This is a genomic window from Paenibacillus sp. 1-18, from assembly GCF_000520755.1.
In the GTDB taxonomy this organism is placed as follows: domain Bacteria; phylum Bacillota; class Bacilli; order Paenibacillales; family Paenibacillaceae; genus Paenibacillus; species Paenibacillus brasilensis.
In genome coordinates this window covers 20,643-27,288 of sequence record NZ_ASSB01000278.1, presented here as the reverse complement: position 1 = coordinate 27,288, position 6,646 = coordinate 20,643, and the positions used below count along the sequence as shown (strand labels likewise).

Here is a 6,646-nt window from a genome sequence, read left to right as displayed (position 1 = left end):
AAGTCAGGTGCTCTACCAACTGAGCTAATGGCTCATGCTATTCATTCAAGCTGTCCGCCATTAGACCAGACCTCAGGAATTCCCCTTAAGCATGCAACATTGTAGTCTGTAAAGACAACAATGACCCGTAGGGGATTCGAACCCCTGTTACCTCCGTGAAAGGGAGGTGTCTTAACCCCTTGACCAACGGGCCTTATTTTTATACACCAACTTGGCGACAAGAAAGAGTATATCAAATAGATTAGAGGATGGCAATACTTAATTTTAAAAATTTCAAATAAAACATTCACTAAATTATAAAACGCATATTCACTTACGAAATGCATCTATTTACATTTAAAATCACAGTTATATGAATACTTTATTGCAAATTCACTTATATTTACTTATAATTACTTACATAAACCGAAATCATTTTATATCAAAGGGGCTTGCTTATGTATCAGGAAGAACGAATGCTACAGATCGTTGAGTACTTACAGCTTCATAAGCGCATTTCGGTGGACGATATTTGCAAAATTTTTAATGTTTCACGGGATACAGCGCGTCGGGATTTGGTAAAGCTCGAGGAGCATCAAAAGATTATTCGCACTCGCGGTGGCGCTCTCCTCCCCTCACTCCACGATTCCGTTAGAAATTATAACGAAAGACTGCTCACTCTATCTGCAGAAAAGCAAGCGATCGGACAACTGGCCGCCAATATGATACGTGATAAGGATCGCATCATATTGGATTCCTCCACGACTGTGCAGGCGTGTGCAGAAAAACTAAATGTACAGGAATGCTCGGTCATCACCAATTCAATTAATCAAGCTGACGTGCTATCCGGAAAAGAAGGTGTCTCCATTCATCTGTTGGGAGGCCGCCTGCAAAAAGAACACCGATACGTATATGGTTCCTCCGTCATCGCCACCTTGTCCCACTATTTTGTGGACAAAGCCTTTATTGGGGTTGGAGGTATAGCCCCCCATGGACTGAGTGTGTATCACGAGGAGGACGGTATGCTGATGCATCAAATGATGAAACAGGCGGATCAGGTCATTGTCCTTGCGGACCATACAAAATTCGGAAAAAAATTCCCTTACTGCTTTGCCGATCTGTCCGAAGTCAATACTGTGATCACCGACCGCTTGCCAGACGCGGAAATCCTGGAGATCTTTCAACATCATGATATTGAGGTCATTGTCCCCTCATAGAAAATGAAGTCGATCTGCTGTAGTTCAAGACCCATACAAGAGATATAAAAAAGACAGGAGATGGAGAAATGAAACTGTTTGCGATTGATATGGATGGAACACTGCTGAATGAGGAAGGAAAAATAAGCAAAGCGAACGCGAAGGCTATACGCCAAGTGCAGCAACAAGGCGTTCAGGTGGCAATTGCCACTGGTAGAGCCGCTTATGATGCCTGGACAAAGCTGGAGGAAGCCGGACTAGTAGCCCCTGTCATCGGAGCAAACGGCGCCACCGTACATGATGTGCATCGGCGCCAGCTAACCTCAACACCCATGGACAGAGATGAAACCTTTGAAGTCCTGAGCTGGCTGCGCGCAAACGATTTTTATTATGAGGTCATGACAGACCGCGCTATATATTCTCCACAAAACGGACATCAGCTGCTTGCTGTGGAGATGGACCGTCTGTTAAGCGCCAACCCGAATATTTCTCTGGATACTTTATTACACGCAGCCGAAAAGCAATATGAACAGACGGGGCTTGTCCGTATCACCTTATATGAGGACATTCCACTGGATGTGGAGATTTATAACGTGCTCTGTTTCTCCTTTGATCCAACCAAGCTGGAGCAGGGCCGTGAGCGTTACCGGAATCTCGGCGGCCTTAACATGGTCATTTCCTCAGACCATAACTTTGAAGTCGAGCATAAGGATGCATCCAAAGGTAATGCATTGCGTTACCTGGCAAATCATCTGAGCATCCCTATGCAGGAAGCCGTGGCGATCGGAGACAGCTATAATGATATTTCCATGCTGACGATGGCAGGGAAGGGCATCGCCATGGGCAATGCAAAAGATGACATCAAGGCCGTATGCTCTGAAGTTACCCTGACCAATGTGGAGGATGGCGTTGCACATGCTCTGTTGAACATACTCAAAACTGTCGAAGCTGATACGTTAAATTAGAAATCATACTGTTATGTTCAAAACGGATTATAGACAAAAAAGGACGCTCGCAAGCATCATACTGATGCATATGAGCGCCTTTTTCTGTTTCAAAACACAACGGAGAGAGAGGGATTCGAACCCTCGCACCGCTTTCGCAGCCTAACCCCTTAGCAGAGGGTCCCCTTATAGCCACTTGGGTACCTCTCCATGGCTCCCCGAACAGGACTCGAACCTGTGACAACTCGATTAACAGTCGAGTGCTCTACCAACTGAGCTATCAGGGAACATTACTGTAAATATTCATACAGTATGGTTAATTTACCATGATTCAGGGGGTGCCGTCAAGTGCTAACAAACGGAGTTTACTTCCACATTTACCACAGCGGTAACGCTGCGGATTCATTTTACGTTTCCGCAAGTATTCCTGTCCACAGGAAACGCACACCAGCTTGTAACGATAAGGCTGCGGCTTCCGTTCCAATCTTCCCGGCAGGGTTTGGCAATGCCTGCTTCCTCCTACACGGGCCAGCCATGCCTTGAAATCTGCATCCCGATGTCGGTAGCCCATTCCGCGCAGATGCAAATGATAGTGGCACAGCTCATGCTTAATAATTTTTTCCACCTCAGAGCGTCCGAAGGCTGCAAGCTGATGTGGATTGATTTCAATATGATGACTTTTCATAAAATACCGACCGCCTGTAGAAGACAGGCGCGCATTAAAGCGGGCTTGATGCCGAAATGGCACACCGAAGCTTTCCAGCGAAATATGCTCCACCCACTCCTGAAGCTCTTCATTACTCATGGACCTGGACTCCATCCTTACCTGTTCTCCTCCTTTGTCCCATACCGACAAGCATATTACAAAATAACGATCGAAGTCTAACCCTAATTCACAAGCACACTTTAGGTACTCATCCCATATGCTAAACATACAGAAGTAACACGGAGGAGGAGATTGACTTGCCTCAATGGCTCAGCAACCAGCTCATGCGGGCCTTTTACAAAAAGGACCGTCGTCAAATCAAACTGTTGAACGATTGTTGGTTTTTTTATCATAAAGCCCCTGGTGTGGAGTTTGATGCCAACAACGGGTGAACACGAAGGCATCAAAAAATGAAAGCCGGAGTCTCCGATTGGTTCGGAGATTCCGGCTTTTGTTATATCCTTGTAAGCAGGTCTATGCGGCTGTATAGTATTATGCCTGCGATTGTGCCTCTGCTGGAGGCTTCATCGTCAGACCCACTCTGCTTTTTTTCAAATCGACATTCAACACCCAGACCGTGACATTATCGCCGACAGATACGACATCCATCGGATGCTTCACGAAGCCGCTGCGCAGCTGTGAAATATGAACCAACCCGTCACTTTTAATCCCGATATCGACAAATGCGCCAAAGTCAATAACATTGCGGACGGTTCCCTGAAGCTCCATCCCAGGTGCCAGATCCTCGATCTTCAGCACATCCTTGCGGAATACCGGCAACGGCAGTTCATCACGCGGGTCACGCCCCGGACGCTGAAGACTCTCCAGAATATCCCGCAACGTTGGGACACCAACCTCCAGCTTGGCGGCCAATTGTTCGATGCTGGAGACGTTCAGTGCCTGCGCTGCAGCCTTCGTACCCAAATCGTGGGCACTGATGCCCAGCTCAGCCAACAAACGGTCTACCACGGCATACGATTCCGGGTGAATTGGCGTACGATCCAACGGATTTTCTCCACCCGGTATACGGATAAAGCCAATGGATTGCTCGTAGGTTTTTGCACCTAGGCGCGGGACCTTTTGCAATTGACGACGGTTGCTGAATTTACCGTTCTCTTCACGGTACTTCACGATATTTTTGGCGATCGTTGCGTTAATCCCCGCTACGTAGGACAACAGTGCCGAGGAAGCGGTGTTCACATCCACACCGACATGGTTAACGGCCGATTCTACAACATCCTTCAAGCTTTCATCCAGATGCTTCTGCGATACATCATGCTGGTATTGGCCTACCCCAATGGCTTTGGGCTCGATTTTGACCAGCTCAGCCAGCGGGTCCTGCACACGACGGGCGATGGAGGCCGCACTGCGCTCAGCCACGTCCAAATCCGGAAACTCCTCCTGTGCCAGCTTGGAGGCGGAATAGACGCTCGCGCCCGCCTCATTGACAATCAGGTACGCCAGATTGCTGTCGCCAATCTCCGCGATGACTTCAGCTACGAACTGCTCTGTCTCGCGCGAAGCGGTTCCGTTACCAATGACGATCAGCTCAATGCCGTATTGGGCAATCAGCTGCTTGAACTTCTCGGCAGCCTCACGCTTCTTGTTGTTCGGCGGCGTCGGATAGGTCACGGCCACTTCCAGCAGCTTGCCCGTGTCGTCGACAACCGCCAGCTTGCAGCCTGTCCGGTATGCCGGATCAACACCAAGCACACGGCGGCCTTTGATCGGAGCCTGCAGCAGCAGGCTGCGCAGGTTGCCTGCAAAGATAGAGATGGCCTGCTGCTCGCCCTTCTCCGTCATTTCGGCACGCACCTCACGCTCAATCGATGGCGCAATGAGTCTTTTATACGCATCCTCAATGACGCTGCGCAGCAGCTCTTCCACAACGGACGAGCCTTTAATCACTTGGCCTGCCACGTAATTGTAAATCGAATCTGGCGCTACCTCCAGTCCGACCTTAAGAATGCCTTCACGTTCCCCGCGGTTAATCGCCAGAATACGGTGGGGCGGCATTTTCTTGGCCAGCTCACGATAGCTGTAATAGTTCTCATACACAGACTCTTGCTCCGCGTCCTTCACTTCGGAGGTCAACATGCCATGGTCGAGTGTATATCGACGTACCCATTGGCGAATCGTCGCATCGTCTGCAATATTTTCCGCCAAAATGTCCAAAGCTCCCTGGATAGCCGCTTCAGCGCTCTCAACTCCCAGCTCTGCATTCACATAGGATTCGGCTTCTTTCAGGGCATCGCCCTGCTTAGGCTGGCTCCATATCCAGATAGACAGTGGCTCCAGTCCGCGTTCCTTCGCCACACTCGCGCGGGTTTTGCGCTTTTGCCGATAGGGACGGTACAGATCCTCCACTTCCTGAAGCTTAACCGCAGAGGTGATAGCGGTCTGCAGGTCTTCCGTCAGCTTGCCCTGCTCCTCAATGATGCGGATGACCTCTACCTTACGATCCTCCAGATTACGTAAATACAGCACACGGTCTTCAATTTCACGCAGCTGGTTTTCGTCCAGCTCTCCTGTCATTTCCTTACGATATCGTGCGATAAAAGGAATCGTATTCCCTTCATCCAGCAAACTGATCGTTGTGCGAATTTGCTTGAGTGCCAGCGACAGCTCTCTCGCCACTTGTTTGACAATCCGCTCCTGGCGTTCTGCTTCGTTCGGCTCCTGTCCGATTTTCGTCTTTGCTTCCTCGTTAGACAAACCTATCCCTTCTTCCTTACAGCTCTTGTCATACATCATGTCTTTCATTATCACAAAAAACGATTCAAAGCGCCAGCAGGTGACGCTAGAGTGAGGCCCTGCCTGCATTTTCCCTGGACATGCAAAAGGGCAGCGCCCAAGCGCTGCCCTTTTCCCGTTTCACTCGTCGTTCCAACATCCTAAAAATCAATCAAACCAAGACTGATTTGTAGCGAATCGCTCACTTTGCGCATGGTTTCTTCATCCAAATGGGTGATTTTGTCGGTAAGCCTTTGCTTGTCGATCGTCCGAATTTGCTCCAGAAGAACGACAGAATCGCGATCAAAGCCATGCGTGGCCGCGTCAATTTCCACATGTGTGGGCAGCTTTGCCTTCTGAATCTGGGCAGTGATGGCTGCCACGATCACGGTAGGACTAAACCGATTGCCGATATCATTTTGAATGATCAGCACAGGTCTGACGCCACCTTGCTCGGAACCGACTACGGGTGAAAGGTCTGCAAAAAAAACGTCGCCGCGCTTTACGATCAATATGGATTACACCCCGCTAACTGTACGGCCCAAGGTGCTGTTTGCATCTTCCTCCGCGTGAAAGGCTTCGGATGCCATGGTCAAGTTAATTTTAGCCATTTCCATGTATCCACGCTGCATCGCTTCACGAATGTAACGTTTTTTACGTTCGCCTACATACAGCTTCATGGCCTGCCTAATAAATTCACTGCGGTTGGAATTTTCCATAGCTACGATCCCGTCCACTTCCTGCAAGAGATGATCCGGCAAACTGATCATTATTCTTTTGGTGTTCTGCAAATTGGCCAACTTCTCTTCCACCCCCAAAACCTTGTCGCCATTGTACCATTATAACGTTATTCCCGGTAATTTATTCAAACGGAACACAAGAGAATGTATATGATATTCGTATATCATCTATGCTGCATTCCATTATAAACTACACAGTTCGCTTTCGTACAGGCGTTTGATCCCCGAAATACAAGTGTCAGCGGAGCCTGGTGCGTTTTTTGACAGCTATAGCCCTCTTTTCTTTCCTTTGTACATATTTCGGGACGTTCTGCGAAAACTCCTGCTTTTATCCGGTAATTTGCGTTA

At 48.7% G+C, this 6,646-nt stretch carries 7 protein-coding genes and 3 tRNA genes; 3 read left to right on the top strand and 7 right to left on the bottom strand.

The window, feature by feature from the left end; all coding sequences use genetic code 11:
* Positions 1 to 121: 121 nt before the first annotated feature.
* Positions 122 to 193 (bottom strand) — tRNA-Glu (locus tag L693_RS0117560).
* A 244-nt stretch (positions 194 to 437) separates the two neighbouring features.
* On the opposite strand from L693_RS0117560, the gene L693_RS0117555 reads away from it, so the two are divergent.
* Together L693_RS0117555 and L693_RS0117550 are read left to right on the top strand one after the other, a co-directional pair.
* A complete protein-coding gene (locus L693_RS0117555; protein ID WP_025718668.1) occupies positions 438 to 1,196 on the top strand; it encodes a DeoR/GlpR family DNA-binding transcription regulator in 759 nt (252 codons plus the stop codon).
* 68 nt (positions 1,197 to 1,264) lie between these two features.
* Positions 1,265 to 2,140 (top strand): Cof-type HAD-IIB family hydrolase, encoded by an 876-nt coding sequence (locus L693_RS0117550; protein ID WP_025718667.1) that lies wholly within the window; start codon positions 1,265 to 1,267, stop codon positions 2,138 to 2,140.
* A gap of 100 nt (positions 2,141 to 2,240) precedes the next feature.
* On the opposite strand, the gene L693_RS0117545 is transcribed toward L693_RS0117550, so the two are convergent.
* The 3 genes from L693_RS0117545 to L693_RS0117535 all read right to left on the bottom strand — a co-directional run bounded on the left by L693_RS0117545 (position 2,241) and on the right by L693_RS0117535 (position 2,939).
* Positions 2,241 to 2,329: transfer RNA gene (locus tag L693_RS0117545), tRNA-Ser, on the bottom strand.
* Position 2,330: 1 nt separating this feature from the next.
* A tRNA-Asn gene (locus L693_RS0117540) sits at positions 2,331 to 2,406 on the bottom strand.
* 44 nt (positions 2,407 to 2,450) lie between these two features.
* Positions 2,451 to 2,939: a SprT family protein gene (locus L693_RS0117535; protein WP_025718666.1), complete on the bottom strand. Its 489-nt coding sequence runs from the start codon at positions 2,937 to 2,939 to the stop codon at positions 2,451 to 2,453.
* A gap of 143 nt (positions 2,940 to 3,082) precedes the next feature.
* Here L693_RS0117535 and cmpA point away from each other — a divergent pair, with 143 nt between their 5' ends.
* The gene (gene cmpA / locus L693_RS30115) at positions 3,083 to 3,217 is read left to right on the top strand and encodes a cortex morphogenetic protein CmpA (RefSeq protein ID WP_007429337.1); all 135 of its coding nucleotides are present in this window, start codon (positions 3,083 to 3,085) and stop codon (positions 3,215 to 3,217) included.
* 100 nt (positions 3,218 to 3,317) lie between these two features.
* Here cmpA and L693_RS0117525 read toward each other — a convergent pair whose 3' ends face one another.
* From L693_RS0117525 to L693_RS0117515, 3 genes are all read right to left on the bottom strand, one after another.
* On the bottom strand, positions 3,318 to 5,540 hold the full coding sequence (locus L693_RS0117525; RefSeq protein WP_025718664.1) for a Tex family protein: 2,223 nt from the start codon (positions 5,538 to 5,540) through the stop codon (positions 3,318 to 3,320).
* A 179-nt stretch (positions 5,541 to 5,719) separates the two neighbouring features.
* A complete protein-coding gene (locus tag L693_RS0117520; protein ID WP_007429335.1) occupies positions 5,720 to 6,070 on the bottom strand; it encodes a type II toxin-antitoxin system PemK/MazF family toxin in 351 nt (116 codons plus the stop codon).
* 6 nt (positions 6,071 to 6,076) lie between these two features.
* Positions 6,077 to 6,358, bottom strand: a complete 282-nt coding sequence (locus L693_RS0117515) for a CopG family ribbon-helix-helix protein (protein ID WP_007429334.1) — start codon at positions 6,356 to 6,358, stop codon at positions 6,077 to 6,079.
* Positions 6,359 to 6,646 lie beyond the last annotated feature (288 nt).